13 protein-coding genes are annotated in these 14,003 nt (G+C 70.7%); 6 read left to right on the top strand and 7 right to left on the bottom strand.

Features of this window, described 5'->3' with window-relative positions; translation table 11 throughout:
• The first annotated feature begins 117 nt into the window (after positions 1 to 117).
• The 6 genes from F6X53_RS14630 (at position 118) to F6X53_RS14605 (ending at position 4,805) form a co-directional block, all read left to right on the top strand.
• A complete protein-coding gene (locus F6X53_RS14630) occupies positions 118 to 822 on the top strand; it encodes a spermidine synthase (RefSeq protein WP_151000947.1) in 705 nt (234 codons plus the stop codon).
• A 322-nt stretch (positions 823 to 1,144) separates the two neighbouring features.
• Positions 1,145 to 1,591, top strand: a complete 447-nt coding sequence (locus F6X53_RS14625) for an efflux RND transporter periplasmic adaptor subunit (RefSeq protein ID WP_151000946.1) — start codon at positions 1,145 to 1,147, stop codon at positions 1,589 to 1,591.
• A 264-nt stretch (positions 1,592 to 1,855) separates the two neighbouring features.
• Entirely contained in the window at positions 1,856 to 3,505 is a 1,650-nt protein-coding gene (locus F6X53_RS14620) for a protein-disulfide reductase DsbD family protein (RefSeq protein WP_151000945.1), read from the top strand.
• Positions 3,506 to 3,745: 240 nt separating this feature from the next.
• Positions 3,746 to 4,003, top strand: a complete 258-nt coding sequence (locus F6X53_RS14615; RefSeq protein ID WP_151000944.1) for a hypothetical protein — start codon at positions 3,746 to 3,748, stop codon at positions 4,001 to 4,003.
• Positions 4,004 to 4,093: 90 nt separating this feature from the next.
• Positions 4,094 to 4,366 carry a hypothetical protein gene (locus F6X53_RS14610; protein WP_151000943.1) on the top strand — a complete coding sequence of 91 codons (273 nt, stop codon included), beginning with the start codon at positions 4,094 to 4,096 and terminating at the stop codon, positions 4,364 to 4,366.
• A gap of 211 nt (positions 4,367 to 4,577) precedes the next feature.
• Complete coding sequence (locus F6X53_RS14605; protein WP_151000942.1) at positions 4,578 to 4,805, top strand: hypothetical protein; 228 nt, start codon at positions 4,578 to 4,580, stop codon at positions 4,803 to 4,805.
• Between the two features lie 152 nt (positions 4,806 to 4,957).
• Here F6X53_RS14605 and F6X53_RS14600 read toward each other — a convergent pair whose 3' ends face one another.
• From F6X53_RS14600 to F6X53_RS14575, 7 genes are all read right to left on the bottom strand, one after another.
• Positions 4,958 to 7,213 (bottom strand): xanthine dehydrogenase family protein molybdopterin-binding subunit, encoded by a 2,256-nt coding sequence (locus F6X53_RS14600; protein WP_151000941.1) that lies wholly within the window; start codon positions 7,211 to 7,213, stop codon positions 4,958 to 4,960.
• Positions 7,214 to 7,223: 10 nt separating this feature from the next.
• Positions 7,224 to 8,264, bottom strand: a complete 1,041-nt coding sequence (locus F6X53_RS14595; protein WP_151000940.1) for an FAD binding domain-containing protein — start codon at positions 8,262 to 8,264, stop codon at positions 7,224 to 7,226.
• A complete protein-coding gene (locus F6X53_RS14590; protein ID WP_151000939.1) occupies positions 8,261 to 8,752 on the bottom strand; it encodes a (2Fe-2S)-binding protein in 492 nt (163 codons plus the stop codon). The genes F6X53_RS14595 and F6X53_RS14590 overlap by 4 nt, the downstream gene beginning before the upstream one ends.
• A 117-nt stretch (positions 8,753 to 8,869) precedes the next feature.
• Positions 8,870 to 9,517, bottom strand: coding sequence for a LuxR C-terminal-related transcriptional regulator (locus tag F6X53_RS14585; RefSeq protein ID WP_151000938.1), 648 nt, complete (start codon positions 9,515 to 9,517; stop codon positions 8,870 to 8,872).
• Positions 9,518 to 9,523: 6 nt separating this feature from the next.
• A complete protein-coding gene (locus F6X53_RS14580) occupies positions 9,524 to 12,607 on the bottom strand; it encodes an ATP-binding protein (RefSeq protein ID WP_191970839.1) in 3,084 nt (1,027 codons plus the stop codon).
• Positions 12,608 to 12,896: 289 nt separating this feature from the next.
• The gene (locus F6X53_RS32385; RefSeq protein WP_191970838.1) at positions 12,897 to 13,064 is read right to left on the bottom strand and encodes a hypothetical protein; all 168 of its coding nucleotides are present in this window, start codon (positions 13,062 to 13,064) and stop codon (positions 12,897 to 12,899) included.
• A 626-nt stretch (positions 13,065 to 13,690) separates the two neighbouring features.
• On the bottom strand, positions 13,691 to 14,003 hold a 313-nt coding region (locus tag F6X53_RS14575; RefSeq protein WP_191970837.1), incomplete at its 5' end, for a beta-barrel domain-containing protein.

The raw sequence follows: 14,003 nt of genomic DNA, 5'->3' as shown, positions 1-14,003 counted from the left end.
TCGCTCCGATGCGCCCGAGGCCGGCCGTGGTGGAACGGCCCTGGCGCTGCGGGCCGGGCACGCGCTAGGGATGCGCCCCTGCGGCCAAGCGTTACCCGGTCCGAACGGAGTTCATCGGTGATCCCCTGGGTCCATCTCGATACCGGCACCGTGCCGGGCGAAAACGTCGCCTTGCAGCTCCTGCAGCGCGGAGACGAGTTCTCGATCCGGGTCGGGACGGCCGAGTTGATGAACAACCGGGATCGGGAATCCGAGAAGGCCCTCGCCACCCTCGCATGCGCGCGCCTCAAGGATCGCCCGCGGGCCCGGATCCTGATCGGCGGGCTCGGGATGGGCTTCACCTTGCGGGCGGCGCTCAGCGAGCTCGGTCCCGACGCGCGCGTCGTCGTCGCGGAACTCGTGCCGGCGGTCCTGGCCTGGGCGCGCGGCCCGCTCGCGCATCTGTTCGGCGCGAGCCTCGACGACCCGCGGGTCGAACTGATCGAGGCGGATGTGAACCGCCTGATTCAGGCGGGCCCAGCCGAGTACGACGCCATCCTGCTCGATGTCGATAACGGGCCCGAGGGGATGATGCGGGGCGAGAACAACCGGCTCTACGATGCCTGGGGTCTCAAGCGGGCGCGCTACGCGCTCCGCCCCGGCGGCCTCCTGGGGGTCTGGTCGGGCAGACCGGACCGGAGGTTCAAGGCCCGGCTGCGCCGCCTGGGCTTTTGCGTCGACGAGATCCGGGTCCATGCGACGGATGACGCGAGCGGTCGCCGCCACGTTCTCTGGATCGCGACCCATCCGGGCACGCAGGCGCAGCCCATACCATCTCGTTGAACGCGGACAGGCAGGGCGCCGCGTCGCGGTAGGGACAATGGAGGCATCGTCTCTCGGTCCCGAAGCGTACGTTCCGGGCGCATCCCGCCGCGTCATTAGGCAAGCCGTCCCGAAACGAACAAGAACGTGGCCGTATCGGCGCGAGATCAGTCCCGGCGTTCCTGCGATCGCCTCCGCGCCTCATGGCATCGCGTCAAGTCGGGAGACTTTATTCGACGTTGCGTAAGCGGGCATTAACGCTAGATCGGATAATCTAGAGCCTCATTCATCGATCGCCCGGGCCGCGTGGCTCGGGATCGGAGCGACTGAGGGCCAGAGTCTCATGCGTTACGCGCCCCATATTCCGCGCTGGAACCTCCGCGCGCTCCTCGCCGTCCGGCCGACGCGCGCGCATGGGCTTCCGGTCATCCTCGGCCTCTGCGCCCTGGCGGGCTGGGGGGCGTTCGCGAGCCGCGCGTCGGGCCAGCGCGATCTCGCGGCGCAGGTCAGGGTCCTGCAGGCGGATCGGGACACGCTGGCGGGCCGCCAGAAGCTCCTGGAGCAGGCGAATACCGAGCTTGTCCGCGATTGGCAGGGCAAACTCGCGTCGCTGCGCGACGAGCTCGGTCAGAGCACGGCCGCGCGGGATGCGGCGAAGGCGCAGCTGGCGAGTGCGCAGCGCGAGCTGACCGGCGTGAAGAAGCGCCTCGACCAAGCGCGCGATCGCGTGTCCGAGACCGGCAGCATCAAGGCCGCCGAAGCCTCGAAGAAGGGCGCGTCCAAGCCGTAGGGTCGGGCCGTGACCGGCTGAGGCTCGGCCGCGCGCCCGCGTGAGGCCGCGTTATCGGCGGCGCGGGCCATGATCGTCCGGCATCTCGACCCCGGCCCGCGCGGGTGATGGCTCGGCCCCGGATCTGAGGCCTGGCCTGCGCGCCGAACACCGCGACGCTCCCTTGTCCCCTGCCCCGCTCCGGGCCACCCTGGCGGGGCCATGTCCTGCGCGCCTCGTCCAACCCCCTCGATCCGAAGCGCGCGCTGGCCCGGTTCCGGCGCGATGCTGGCCGTGCTGGGGCTCCTGTGCCTCCTCGGTCTCTCCGGCGCCGGAGCCGCGGCCGGCATCGACATCGTCGAGATCTGGGCGGGGTCCCTCGAGGGCCGCCCGGCGCTCGCCGTCGAGCTGGCCTCGGCGCGGCCGCTCTCCGGGAGCGCCCTCGCGGTCGCGGCCGATCCGCCGATCGCCTTCGGGCCCGCGCAGGTGACGCTCGATCGATCCGGGCGCGGGGCGCTCGTTCTCCTGCCCCTGCCGCCGGAGCCGCGCGACCGGGAGGGTCTCGCGGGCGGTCCGTCGATGCGCCTCGACGGGCGCGAGATTGTCCTGACGGTCAGCGACGGAGCCGAGTCGTCGACGATCCGGGCGCTGGTCCGCCCGGGCAGCGCCGAACGGACAACCTGGCAGACTCTCGGCACCGGCCTCGGGATGCTCGGACTCGCGTTTCTCGGCGGGCTGATCCTCAACCTGATGCCCTGCGTTCTGCCGGTGCTCGCCCTGAAGCTCTTTGCCGTGGTGCGGCTCGGCGGGCAGGCGCCCGGCGCCGTGCGGGCCGGGTTCCTGGCCACCGCCGCCGGCATCCTCGCCTCCTTCCTCCTCCTGGCTATCGCGATCGTGCTCCTGCGGAGGGCCGGCAGCCTCATCGGCTGGGGCATCCAGTTCCAGGAGCCCGCCTTCGTGGCGCTGCTCGCTGCGGTGACGATGCTGTTCTCGGCCAATCTCTGGGGCCTGTTCGAGCTGCGCCTGCCGCGCGCCGTGACCGACCGGTTGGGCGGCCCGGCACGCGAGGGACTCGCCGGGCACTTCGCGACGGGGTTCCTGGCGACGCTGCTCGCCACGCCGTGCTCGGCACCGTTCCTCGGCACGGCGGTGGGGTTTGCCCTGACGCGCTCCGGGCCCGTCATTCTGGCGGTCTTCCTCGCCCTCGGGCTCGGGCTCGCGACCCCCTACCTGGCGGTGGCCGCGTATCCGCGCGCCGCCGCGTGGCTGCCGCGTCCCGGCGCCTGGATGGTGCAGCTGCGCCGCATCCTCGGGCTCGCGCTCGTCGGCACATTCCTGTGGCTGCTCTGGATCCTCTCAGGCCAGCTCGGTCCGGGCGCGGCCGGAACGATCGGGGTCCTCCTGGCCGGATCGGTTCTGCTCCTCGCCCTCCGGCCGCGGATGACGGGCCTCGGCCGCAAGCTCGCCTCCGCCGGACTGGCCGGGCTCGTCCTGATCATCGTGGCCCTGCCGATCCTGGCGGAGCGGCAGGGCTCGGCCGCGGATGAGGGCGCGGTGGCGTGGCGCCGATTCGACCGCGGCGACCTGCGCCGGCGCGTCGCCGAGGGGCGCGTCGTGCTGGTGGATGTCGGCGCCCGCTGGTGCCCCACCTGCCGGCTCAACGAGCGGATCGTGCTCGACCGTGCGCCCGTCGCCGATCGCCTCTCGGGCGACGTGCTGCCGATGCGGGCGGATTGGACCCTGGCCGATCCGGCCGTCTCGGCCTTCCTGGCCTCCTATGGCCGTTTCGGCGTGCCCTTCACCATCGTGTACGGGCCGCATGCGCCCCACGGCCTGCCGCTCCCGGAGATCCTGACCGCCGACGCCGTCCTCGACGCCGTCGCGCGGGCCGGGCGATCCCGGGACGCCGCCTCGGACGACCACCCGGCCCGTTGACCGGCTCACGCGGCCTGCCCCGGCCAGCCGATCCCCCACGCTCCGCTTCAAGCACCGGCACCCCGCCGGTCGCGACGTGCCGTTGGCCTGACGGCCGACGCGGGAGCGTCGAAACTATAATCCCCGTTGCTGCGTGTGGCGCGACACGTCGCTGAAGGCCATCGCACCCCATATTGGGATCAGGCAAGCAACTGACGGATCGAAATCAAGATCTGCAGGCAAGAGAGGAAATCTTATATTATGAAAAACATTCGCGCACCCATCGCGGCTGCCGCTGTTATTGGCGCAATGGCGCTTGCGCCCGCCGCGATGGCGCAGGGCTATCGTGCCCCGGGTGAGCGCCAGGCGCCCATCCAGCGGGGGGTACCGGATCTCGATCGTCTGACGACGGGCAGCGTCACGCCGCGCGCTCCGACGAGCGACCAGATCCGCGGCCCCATTCACGACCCGCGGACCGGCACCGTGCGGCCGCGCAATCCCTCGCCCTCGGTCCGCTGATCCCGTGCTCAACCCTCGGGCCGGCTTCGAGCCGGGCCGAGCCCAAAGTCCGCATGACCGGACCCCATCTGAAAGGAACAGAGAACACCCATGACCCTTCGTAATGTCGCCCTGTCCGCCATCCTCGCCCTCGGCCTCGCCGCCCCCGCGACCTCGGCCCTGGCCTACGATTTCCGTGCGCCGGCCGAGCACTTCCTCTCCGTCACGCCCGACGACGACCTGACCACGGGCTCCATCGGGGGGGCCTATCCGGGTTCGCGTTCGGGATGGTGCGCCCCGAGTTCCGCGAGCGAGGGCAACGCCAACCAGCAGACCCGTCCGGTAATGCAGTACGGCCAGACCGCTGGCGGGAACCGCTGCTGATCGGGCGCGGTGGAGGGACACGGCATGGCTCTGAAGGCCTTCTCCTACGCGATGATCGGCGTCTTCGCCTGCGGTCTCGTCATGACGATGGTGGGCTCCGCCAACGTGCTGCTGAACCTCTAGCGAGGACGGGCGCAGGGGCCGCTCGCACGGCCGGCGACCCGGAAACCGAGCGGCGGGGCGAGAGCCTCGCCGCTCTTTCGAGCGCTGAATGAACGCCTACTTCTTGTTCGCCGATCGGATCGCCGACCCGACCATGTCCTTCGTCGTCGGCGCGGCCGCGATCGTCTTGGGCACCGGCTTCTTCGGCTTCTTCGCTTCGCGATTTCCGTGCTTCTTTTCCGTGGCCATGATGGCCTCCTCTGGCGGGAGGACCATCATCGCACAAGTGCGAGGTCGGCGGCGCAAGAAAAGCAAAGTTTGTCTGAAATTGGGCTAGTCACGCGACGCGTGCGTGACTTCCCTTATCTCAATCGTGACTTGAATTGACCGGCAGCTGGCCTCTCGCTGGCCCCGCGGCGGCCACTTGGCGCTCCTTGGCGCCCCGCCCGATCCCGGCGGGGCGGCCGTTCCGTGGTCCCGGCCCCGCGATCAGCCGAGGAGCTTGTCCAGGGTGATCGGGAATTCGCGCACCCGGATGCCGGTCGCGTGCCAGACCGCGTTGGCGATGGCCCCGGTCGTCCCGGTGATGCCGATCTCGCCGACGCCCTTGACCCCGAGGGCATTCACCACCGCGTCGTCCTCGTGGACGAGGATCGCCTCCATGGCGGGCGTGTCGGCGTTCACCGGCACATGGTAGGCGGCGAGGTTGTCGTTCAGGAACCGCCCCGTGCGCGGGTCCATGGCGGCATGCTCGTGGAGCGCGAAGGAGACGCCCCAGATCATCCCGCCGTAATATTGGCTGGTGACGAGGCGTGGATTGATGATCCGTCCGGCCGCGAAGGCGCCCACCAGCCGCGTGACGCGCATCTGCCCGAGATCCGGATCGACCTTCACCTCCGCGAAGACCGCGCCGTGGGCGTGCATCGCGTAGGCCTTCTGCGCCGCAGGATCGGCGGACGCCTTGCCCTGGCCGCTCAGGCTCGCGCGCCCGGCCCGCGCGAGGATCTCCTCGAAGCGCTCGGAGCGGCTCTCGTCGTCGCGCCGGTACAGCCGCCCGCCCCGCGCCTCGACGCCGGCATTGCCCGCGCCGTAGAGCGGCGAGGCGGCATCGTTGGTGGCGAGGTCCGCGAGTTGCCCGATGATGTCGAGGCCGGCCGCGTGGATCGCCCCGCCCGCGGTCGCGGTATGCCCGGAGCCGCCGGCGATGCCGGCATTGGGCAGGTTCGAGGCGCCCATCCGGAAGGTGAGCCGCTCGAGGGGGATCCCGAGCCCGTCGGCGGCGATCTGGGCGAGCGCCGTCCAGGCGCCCTGCCCCATGTCGTGGGCGCCGAGCTCGACCGTGCCGGTGCCGTCCGCGCGCAGCTCGGCGCGGGCATTGCCCTCGAACATCAGGGCCGGGAAGGTGGCGGTCCCCATGCCCCAGCCGACCAGCAATCCGTCGGCGTCCCGCATCTGGCGGGGCTGGAGCGGGCGCCCGGCCCAGCCGAAGCGCTCGGCCCCCTGCCGGTAGCATTCGCGCAGCGCCTTCGAGGAGAAGGGCCGCCCGGAGATCGGCTCGACCTCGGCGTAATTCGCGAGGCGGAACGCCAGCGGATCGAGGCCGCAGGCCTGGGCGAGCTCGTCGACGGCGCTCTCCAGCGCCACGCTGCCCGAGGCCTCGCCCGGCGCGCGCATGAACAGCGGCGTGCCGGTATCGAGCCGCACGGCCTCGTGGCGGACCGCGATCGCGGGGCTCGCGTAGAGGGTCAGCGAGACGCCCCCGCTCGGCTCGAAGAAATCGTCGAAGGCGCTCGATGCCGTGAGGGTGTGGTGATCGAGGGCCGTGAGCTTGCCATCCGGATCCGCCCCTAGGCGCAGGGTCTGGCGCGTCGGCGCGCGGTGGCCCATCGGCCCGTACATCTGCGCGCGGGTCGCGACGAGCTTGACCGGGCGTCCGACGAGGCGGGCCGCCATGCAGGCAAGCACCTGTGGCCCCGAGACCATCCCCTTCGAGCCGAAGCCGCCGCCGAGATAGGGGCTCTCGATGTGGATGTCCTCCGGGCGGATGCCGAACAATCCGGCGAGGCGCCCCTGCGCCATCGCCATGCCCTGGCTCGGGGTGTGCAGGGTGAGCCGGTCGCCATCCCAGACCGCGACCGCCGCGTGCGGCTCCATGGCGTTGTGATATTGCGCCGCCGTCTCGTAGGTCGCCGCGACGGTCCTGGCGGCCGCTCCGAGACCGGCCTCGACGTCGCCGCGCCCCTCCTCCGGAGGCTCGCCGACGCCGATCGCCGGGGGCGTGAACACCGTGCCGGCATCGAGCCCGATGCGGGGGCTTTCGGCCTCGTATCGGGGCGCCAGCAGCCGCGCGCCCTCGGTGGCCGCCTCCAGGGTCTCGGCGATCACCACCGCGACCGGCTGGTTGGCATAGCGCACGGCGGAATCCTGGAGCAGGTCGAGGCGGAACACGAAGGGCCCGTCCTTCTGGTCCGGATGCCTGGCGAGCTTCGGCGCGTTCCCGGGCGTCATCACCGCGACGACGCCCGGATGCGCCTCGGCCGCGGCCAGGTCGAGGCCGGTGACGCGGCCCTTGGCGATGCGGGCGACGCAGAGCGCGGCGTGCAGGGTGCCCGGCGGCAGGTGGTCGGCCGCGAACCGGGCCCGGCCCGTCACCTTGAGGGGGCCGTCGCGACGGGTGAGCGGCTGACCGATGCTGGAACCTTGGCGGATACGCTCGGCACCGCCTGGGACGGAGGTCGCGGACATGGGCAATTCCTCAAGCGAGGCCGAAGGGGGAGGCCGGCAGCGCCGGCATGCGCGCGGGCGTGCCGGCAGCCGCGAGCGCGAGGGCCCGCGCGGCGACGCGCCGGGCGAGCTCGACCTTGAAGGCGTTGGCCGCGCCGGTCGGCTCGGCCCCCGCGAGGGCGAGGCGGGCCGCCGCCGCGTAGGTCTCGGGCGTGGGGCGTCGGCCCGCGAGCGCGGCCTCGGCCTCGGCCACGCGCCAGGGCTTCAGCGCGATCCCGCCGAGGGCGAGCCGCCCCTCCACGATCCGGCCGGCGTCCAGCGTCAAGGCGGCCGCCGCCGAGACCACCGCGAAGGCGTAGGACGTGCGGTCCCGGACCTTGAGATAGCGCGCGTTTCGGGCGAAGGCCGCGGCCTCGGGCGGGAGCACCAGGGCCGTGATCAGCTCGCCCGCGCCGAGCGCGGTCTCGCGCTCCGGCTGCGCCCCGGGCAGGCAGTGGAACGCCGTCAGCGGCACCGTGCGGGAACCTTGCGGCCCCGCGATCTCCACGATGGCGGACAGGGCGGCGAGCGGCACGCAGAAATCCGAGGGATTGGTGGCAATGCAATGCTCGCTCCAGCCCTGCACGGCGTGGATGCGGGTCGCGGCCCCGATGGCCGCGCAGCCCGCGCCCGGTGCGCGCTTGTTGCAGGGGCTCGCGGGGTCGTAGAAGTACTCGCAGCGGGTCCGCTGCAGCAGGTTGCCGCCCGCCGTCGCGGCGTTGCGCAGCTGGGCCGAGGCACCGGAGAGGAGCGCCTCGGCCACCATCGGGTAGGTCTCGGCGAAGTCCGGATCGTTGGCGAGGTCGCTGTTGCGCACCAGCGCCCCGATGCGGGTGCCGCCATCCGGCAGCCGCTCGATTGCGCTGAGCCCCGGCAGGCGGGTGATGTCGACGAGATGGGCTGGCGCGGCGATCCCGCCCTTCATCAGGTCGAGGAGGTTGGTGCCGCCCGCGAGATAGGCGGCGCCGGGTTTCTGGGCGGCGGCCACGGCCTCACCGAGGCTCGTCGCGCGGGTATATTCGAACAGGTTCATGCCGCATCCTCCGATCGCCCTGGCGCAAGGGCGGCCTCGCGCACGGCCTCCAGGATGCCCGCATAGGCGCCGCAACGGCAGAGATTGCCGCTCATTCCCTCGCGGATGCGCTCCGGATCGGTCCCGGCCTGTCCCTCCCGGATCAGCCCGACGGCGCTCATGATCTGGCCCGGCGTGCAGAAGCCGCACTGGAAGCCGTCATGGTTCAGGAAGGCCTGCTGCACCGGATGCAGGGCATCGCCCTCGGCCAGCCCCTCGATCGTCAGGATGTCGGCCCCGTCGAGGCTGGCGGCGAGGGCCAGGCAGGCATTGATCCGGCGCCCGTCAACGATCACCGTGCAGGCGCCGCACTGGCCGCGATCACAGCCCTTCTTGGCACCGGTGAGATCGAGCCGCTCACGCAGGAGGTCGAGGAGCGTGATGCGTGGGTCGTCGAGGACGATGTCCTGCGAATGCCCGTTCAGCGTGAGCCTGATCGGTATCGTCATGCACGGTTCCGGCTGCCGAAGCTTGAGAGCCCGGTGAGATAGCCGGGGCCCGGCGGCCGGCGAGGCCCGAGGCCGAGAGGGATGTGCGTTAGCTCACCTCGGCCGTGCCGGGCCGCCTCAATCCCGCTCGACGCGTGCGGCGCCGTAGCGGTTGTGCACCCCGAGCGCCCGGTACAGCGCGACCGCGTGGACCTTCACGGTGCTCTCCGTGAGGTTCAGGCTGCGGGCGATCTCCTTGTTCGACTTGCCGCAGCGGATCAGCCGCAGGACGTCGCTCTGGCGCGGCGTCAGCTTGACGCCGGGCTCGGGCATGCGGGCAAACTCCGTGCAGGCCGGCGGCTCCGCCTGCGCCGGCAGCTCCGCCACCAGCGGAGGCACGAAGATCTCGCCTCGGAGGATTTTCTGGAAGGCCCGGGTGATGTCCGGGATGCCGAGGGTCTTGGGCACGTATCCATGCAGCCCCGCCTGCAGCGCCAGGAAGATGTCGTCGCGGTCCCCCGACCCCGACACGACGGCGACCCGCACGTGGGGAAAGACCTCGCGCACGCTGCGCAGGCTGAGCGCGCTGCCGACCCCCGGCATCGCCAGATCGAAGGACGCGAAAGTGATGGCGGGAGTCTCGCCGAGAATCTGCATCGCCGCGTCGAGGGAGGCCGCCTCGATCACCGAGGCGAATCCGCAATCGCGCTTCAAGAGGGCCGAGAGCCCGGCCCGGAACAGCTCATGGTCGTCGGCAATCAGCGCGATGGTGTCTTGATGCGTCATCGTCGGTCACCTGAATGTCGGAACGTCCGAGGTTTGGCCGGCGGAGGCCGGATCGAGGATTCTGTCCGGGTGGCCGCCGCCCGGCCCGTCATGGCGGTCCGCCTGCGTCGCGCCGGCCGGCCGGATGTCGTCGATCTGCGCCAGGGTCTCGCCGATGACCCGGCGGAGATCGTCGTTGGCGGCGCGCCCGCTGCCCGACCGGGCGGCCCGCTCGAAATCCTGGCAGGCGCGGCCGAGGCGGGGAAAATCCAGCATGCAGGCGGTGGAGATCAGCGCATGCGCCCGCGCCGCGAGGGCGTCCGGGGCGCTCCCGTCGCGCAGATCGGCGTCGAGGGCGGCAAGGTCCTGCCGCAGCTCGTCGAGAGCCGCGTCGAGGCGCGCGTCGGGAAGCCAGGACCGGGCCGAGACGCTGTCGCAGGCCTGCGTCGGGGCATCGTCGGGACGCGCCTCGGCGGGGCGGTCGAGCTGGGGTGCCTGCAGGCGGAAGACATGACGGATCAGCGCCTTGGCGAGGACGGCCTGGGTCAGGGGCTTGCCCACATGCCCGTTCATGCCCGCTTCCTCGAAGCGGCGCACCTGATGCGCGAACACGTCGGCCGAGCAGGCCACGATGGGGACGTGGCGGGCCGGATGGTCGAGGGCCCGGATGATCCGGGTGGCCGCCGTGCCGCTCATCTCCGGCATCTGCTCGTCCATCAGAACGAGGTCGTAGGCGGTCTCCTGCACGGCGCGGATCGCGGCCTCGCCGGATCCCACCAGGTCCACCCGGCAGCCGAGGACCTTCAGGAGCTCGGCCACGAGGTCGCGGTTGAGGGCGACATCCTCTACCACCAGCACATGCGCCTCGAAGGCGTTGCAGGCGAGCGGCGCCTCCTTCAGCAGGCGCTCCGGCTCCTCGGTCACCGGCAGGTCGAGGCTCAGGCGGAAGGTCGAGCCGAGGCCGACCGCGCTCTCCACCGCGATGCGCCCGCCCATCTCCTCGACGAGGTGGCGCGAGATCGCGAGGCCGAGGCCGGTCCCACCGAAGCGGCGCTCGTTCGAGGCGTCGACCTGCGAGAATCGCTGGAACAGGAGATGCTGCCGCTCGGGCGCAATGCCCATCCCGGTATCGCGGATCGCGATCTCGAAGCGGCACCGCCCCGCCGCGACCGCCTCGACCGTCACGCCGAGATGGATGCCGCCGGCCTGCGTGAACTTGATGGCATTGCCCAGGAGGTTCAGGACGACCTGCCGCAGCCGCTCCGGGTCGCCCTCGACCCATTCGGGGATGGCCGGGTCGAGCGCGAGGTCGAGGGAGAGGGCCTTGCTGCGGGCCATCGGCAGGACGAGGTCGGCGGCATCGTCGAGGAGCTTGGCGAGGCGGAACGGCCGCATCTGCAGCGTCATGTCGCCGGCCTCGATCTTGGCGAGGTCCAGGATGTCGTTGACGATGGCCAGGAGGGCGCCGGCCGCGTCCTGGATGCGGTCGATCCGGTGGCGCTGGCTCGGCAGCAGGCTGCGGTCGGAGGAGAGCAGGTCGGCGTAGCCGAGGATGCCGTTCAGCGGCGTGCGAAGCTCGTGGCTCATATTGGCCAGGAACTCCTCCTTGGCGACCGAGGCCGCCTCGGCCCGTTCCTTCGCGATCTGCAATTCCTCGTCGTGGCGATGCTGGGCCGTGATGTCGCGCGAGATGGCGAGGATGCGCTGCGTCCCGCCCTCGGCATCGAGCATCGGGGTGACGAGGACGTCGAGCCAGGTCTCGGCCTCGCCCTTGAGGCCGCGCCAGGCCGTGAACCGGCTCGAGGCGCCGCGTTGCGCGCAGGCGATCGCCCGGCGCGCCGAGAGCCCGCCCTCGCCGGGCCAGAAATCCGCCCAGCGCTGCCCCTCGAGGCTCGTGCCGGCCTCCGGTCCGGTCAGGTGCGTTGAGCGAAGATTCGTGAAGATGACCCGGCCCCAGGCGTCCAGGACCTTCACGGTGTCCGGCGTGTTCTCGAGGATGCTCTGCGTCAGGGCATGGCTCTGCGCGAGCTCGCGCGTCCGGTCGGCCACCCGGCGCTCCAGCTCGACATTGCTGTTGCGCAGGCTCTCCGCCTGCTCCTGCAGGCGCGCCGAGGCATCCGCCAGGATCTGGCAGACCATGTCGGCTTCGGCGACCCCGGTGCTGCGCGGCTGGATCAGCGCGCCCTGCCCGAGGCCGCGCGCGGCCCCCATCGTGATCCGCGCCGCCGCCTGCATCCGCCGCGTTAGGAAGAGCGCGCAGGGGCAGGCGGTGAGCAGCAGCGACAGCGCGACGGCGGCAAGCAGCCACAGGGATTGGCGCAGGGAGCTCTGGAGGGCGGATTGCGAGATGGAGGTGAGGATGTACCAGCCGGAGACGGGCGAGCGGCGATAGAAGCGCCGGACCGGGATGCCCTCCACGTTCACCGCATCGATCCGGCCGTAGGCGCCCGTCATGGCCTCCATCTGCGGGATGGTCCGGCCGAGATAGGTGTGGCTCTGCAGGGTCCGGGCGATCAACGTGCCGGAGCGGTCGACGAGCGATCCGCGATGGGGCGGCAGCAGCCCCGTCCCCTGCAGCAGCTCGGCGAAATGCGTTGGCTGGATGGCGAAGACGAGGGCCGAGCGGCGGATCTCGGAGGCCGGCGCGATCACCGAGACGGCGATCTGGCGACCATGCCCGGGCATCGCGGGCAGGAGGTCGGAGATCTCGGGCTCGGACCCTTGCGCGATGCGACGGCGCAGGGCGGCGAGATACGCCGCCGGAAGCGGCGGATCCCGATCCTCCAGATGGTCGCGGCCCGTCTCGTCGAGGAGGATCAGCCGGCCCTGGCGGCCGGCCATGGCCTCCTGCGCCTGCAGGCGGAAGCGCGGCAGGTCGTCGAGGAGCGCGGGCGACGCCGCGAGGGTCCGGAGGGCGGCGATGAGGGCGATCAGGTCGCGCTCGACCGCGAGGCCGAGATCGATATTGGCCTCGATCGAGACCGCCTCGAGCTTCGTCCGCTCCGCCCCGACATAGCGGTTCGTCACGAAGGTGATGATGGCGATCAGCGGCAGGGTTAGGACGAGCGCGAAGATGCCGAGATAGAAGGAGAAAGGGCGTCCCCGCGACACGTCCGCCGCACCCGCGGGTGCCGATGGACCGAAATACGCTGTATCCGTGGGGCCGGGCATCCGACCTGCTGCCTATCTCGACGCGACTGTATGGATTTGGACCATAGCGCCATCACAATCACAAGTTATGATGCCGCGAATTCGAGGTAGAAACCGTACGCTCGTGCGCTTGTCGACACTCTATTCGTCGCCGGATGCCGAATTCAGTACTTCCCATCGGGTCTCGATGGACACGGCCGATGCCGGAACCGGCGGTTTCGCTGACGATCTCAACGAGACGGCCAACCGCTCAGATCAGGCTCAGGACCATGCGGACGGTCATGGTGTAGATCCAGACCACCACGACGGCGAGGTAGATCCAGATCATCCACAGGGATGTCCGGACGCGATCCTGCTCCGGATAGACGGTCTCGCCCAGGGCGGCAGTCTCGATGGTAGACGAGGACTCGTGACGCATGACATTCCCCTGTGCCGGCGGATGTTGGCCCATCCGATAACCGGTTCACAAGCTCAAGCGAGCTTTCACATCCTTGAGCGGCCACGATTACTCTCGTTTTCGAAGAGCGACCGAGCCCTATTCCTTGGAGATGATTCGTTTCTATCTGCGAGGTACTGAACTTCCATAATCGCGAGGCTTTCGTCCAACCGTTTCGCAAACAATATACCTTTGCGCTCAGTCAGATCGCGGATTCATCCGAAAGGGGTAGCCTCAACAGAGCCGGGATTTCGTCCAGTTCGGCACCACGCCCGCCATCGCGGCGGGACAGGTGGGCTTCACTGTCCTCGACAATACCGTCGCCTCTTGTACGAGACCAGGGTCAGTGCGCTCGCGTACTGATCTTACCTGTGAAGTGTTCAGACGGATATCCAGGGGGCGCGGACTTGATCATGACTTTCGTCCGGCGAAGCGTAGCCGGAACAGGCGACGGACAGCGCACGACAAGACATGGTGAACACAGGCCGCAAGGCAGATCGGGCCGCAGACCCGGAGACAAACCTGTGCCGCGGCGGCGATGGCGCGCCGCATCCGACCGCTCGCGCAGCCGGAACGCTCACGCCAAGCCTCAGCGTTCGCGCCAAGCCTTACCGCTCACGCCAAGCCTTGGCGATCTGGTCGGTCAGCGGCTTGGTGAGATAGCTCAGCACCGAGCGATCGCCGATCTGCAGGAAGGCCTCCACCGGCATGCCCGGCACCAGCCGGCCCCCGCCGAGCCGCTCCCGCTGGTCCTCCGCCACCCGGATCCGGGCCGTGTAGTAGCTCATCCCGCTCTTCGGGTCCGTGGTCACATCCGCCGAGACCCGGCTCACCTGGCCGTCGATCTCGGGCGTCACCCGCTGGTTGAAGGCGGGAAAGCGCAGGATCGCCTTCTGGGTGAGGCGCACGTTGTCGATGTCC

The organism is Methylobacterium soli, assembly GCF_008806385.1.
GTDB lineage: Bacteria > Pseudomonadota > Alphaproteobacteria > Rhizobiales > Beijerinckiaceae > Methylobacterium > Methylobacterium soli.
This window is presented reverse-complemented; position numbering and strand designations above follow the sequence as displayed.

What these genes read in the sequence shown, in the direction of transcription:
- F6X53_RS14625 (WP_151000946.1), top strand. Translation starts at nt 1,145, where the DNA reads ATGCGTTACGCGCCCCATATTCCGCGCTGGAACCTCCGCGCGCTCCTC.
- F6X53_RS14620 (WP_151000945.1), top strand. Translation starts at nt 1,856, where the DNA reads ATGCTGGCCGTGCTGGGGCTCCTGTGCCTCCTCGGTCTCTCCGGCGCC.
- F6X53_RS14615 (WP_151000944.1), top strand. Translation starts at nt 3,746, where the DNA reads ATGAAAAACATTCGCGCACCCATCGCGGCTGCCGCTGTTATTGGCGCA.
- F6X53_RS14610 (WP_151000943.1), top strand. Translation starts at nt 4,094, where the DNA reads ATGACCCTTCGTAATGTCGCCCTGTCCGCCATCCTCGCCCTCGGCCTC.
- F6X53_RS14605 (WP_151000942.1), top strand. Translation starts at nt 4,578, where the DNA reads ATGAACGCCTACTTCTTGTTCGCCGATCGGATCGCCGACCCGACCATG.
- F6X53_RS14600 (WP_151000941.1), bottom strand. Translation starts at nt 7,213, where the DNA reads ATGTCCGCGACCTCCGTCCCAGGCGGTGCCGAGCGTATCCGCCAAGGT.
- F6X53_RS14595 (WP_151000940.1), bottom strand. Translation starts at nt 8,264, where the DNA reads ATGAACCTGTTCGAATATACCCGCGCGACGAGCCTCGGTGAGGCCGTG.
- F6X53_RS14590 (WP_151000939.1), bottom strand. Translation starts at nt 8,752, where the DNA reads ATGACGATACCGATCAGGCTCACGCTGAACGGGCATTCGCAGGACATC.
- F6X53_RS14585 (WP_151000938.1), bottom strand. Translation starts at nt 9,517, where the DNA reads ATGACGCATCAAGACACCATCGCGCTGATTGCCGACGACCATGAGCTG.
- F6X53_RS32385 (WP_191970838.1), bottom strand. Translation starts at nt 13,064, where the DNA reads ATGCGTCACGAGTCCTCGTCTACCATCGAGACTGCCGCCCTGGGCGAG.